Below are 1,614 nucleotides of genomic sequence, written 5' to 3' on the forward strand. Positions count from 1 at the left end.
CGGGTGTAGCTCAGTTGGTTAGAGCGCCGGCCTGTCACGCCGGAGGCCGCGGGTTCAAGTCCCGTCACTCGCGCCACCTTCCCTCATCGGTGGCTTTCTCCTCTCCCCTCCTCTTTCCACCGGTCATCGCATCACGGTGACCGTGGCAGCCTCAGTCCGGCTGATCACCACCTCGTCGCCGGGCTTCACCGTTTCCAGCCCCTGCACGTCCGGCGGCACCGGAACCGTGCGCGTGCGCCCCTGCGGCCCGCGCAGCGTGACCATCCGCCGGTTGAGGTCGATGGCCTCGACGACCTCCGTCACCTGGGTGGTGGTGATCGCCGACGCGCGCGGCATCTCGCCGACCGCGGCGCGGTCCGTGCTGCTCCGCTGAATGGCGCCCGGCCCGCCGCCCGGCGGCTGGGTGACGATGTTGGTCAGGCGGGAATACTCGATCTGCACGGTGTCGCCCACCTTGATGCGATCGAAGTTCCGCACCCCGCTTCCGGCGGTCACCGCCTCTTCCCGCCCGTCCTGGAATTGCAGGATCACCGTCCGCGCCGCCTTGTCGACGCCGCGGACCTTGGCGGTGGAGCGGACATTCTCGACCATGGACAGCCGCGGCGTCGGCTCGACGCTCGCCGGAGCCATGGCGGCGGACGGCGGCGCGGTCTCGGACGCCGGCGCGCAGCCGGCGAGGACCGCGCCGGTCAGGACCACCGCCAGGACGGCGCGGGTCTGGTTCTTCATGGGATCGCCTCCACCTCTTCTGGGACCGGCTTCCGGGCCTCTGGCCGGTTCGCCTGGGGCCGGTTCGCTCTGGTCCGGTTCGGGCGCTGGAACGGCGCGGTCTTGCGGTTGTTCCGCTCGCCGGCCCTGCTGGCGGGTGCAACTTACCGTAAGTTCGCCCCCTCGATCCGTCCGGCGGATGGACGCGCTCACCCGAAAGGGTCAGAACTTGAACACCGCTTCCATCCCGACGAAGTGGATCGTCTTCGCCGGGCCGGTGTCTTGAAGAAAGGAACCGGGTCGGAACAGGGAGTAGGACAGCAGCCCCTCGACCGTGCGCCCGGCGGCGTAGGACAGCACAAGCTCCCCCTGCGTGCCGATGTGGCGCGACCGCGAGTCGGCGCCGGCGCGGAGCAGGTTCCCGGACAGGTCGTAGACGCCGTCCTCCAGGCTCATCCGCCAATAGGCGATGGCCGAGGCGGACAGGCTGAACTCGTCCGACAGCGCCAGATCCACGGAAGGATGCAGGTTCATCAGGTTCAGCGGCCCGACCGGGGTCAGCTCCCCGAAATACTTGGCGCGGGGGAACAGGGGGTTGAAGGTGCCCAGCCGCCCGTCGCCGGGATCGCGGTCGCCGCTGGCGATGTTGGCCTTCAGCCCGAGCCGCGGGCGCAGCGGCAGGCCATCCCAGCGGTGTCCGGTGTCGCTGGCGACCGACCATGCGGCGATGGTCTCACCGTCAACGCGGCCGGTCTGGAGCATGGCCTCCCAGTTCCAGTCCCAGCCATCGGCCTTTCCGAACAGGCGGGTGCCCAGCGTATGCCGCTCCTCCCGCCCCTGCCCGCCCGCGAAGGACGCCGCCCGGTTTCCGTAGCCGATGGTGTAGGCGCGGTGGGGTTTACCCAA

The 1,614-nt window shown here is 70.0% G+C and carries 2 protein-coding genes; both read right to left on the minus strand.

Features of this window, described 5'->3' with window-relative positions; translation table 11 throughout:
* Positions 1-123: 123 nt before the first annotated feature.
* Positions 124-729, minus strand: coding sequence for a hypothetical protein (locus tag Q4I23_RS32590; RefSeq protein WP_498528987.1), 606 nt, complete (start codon positions 727-729; stop codon positions 124-126).
* 201 nt (positions 730-930) lie between these two features.
* The coding region (locus Q4I23_RS32595; protein ID WP_498528988.1) for an alginate export family protein at positions 931-1,614 on the minus strand (684 nt) is incomplete at its 5' end.

The sequence above is a fragment of the Azospirillum sp. UFLA03-27 genome (genome assembly GCF_059803775.1).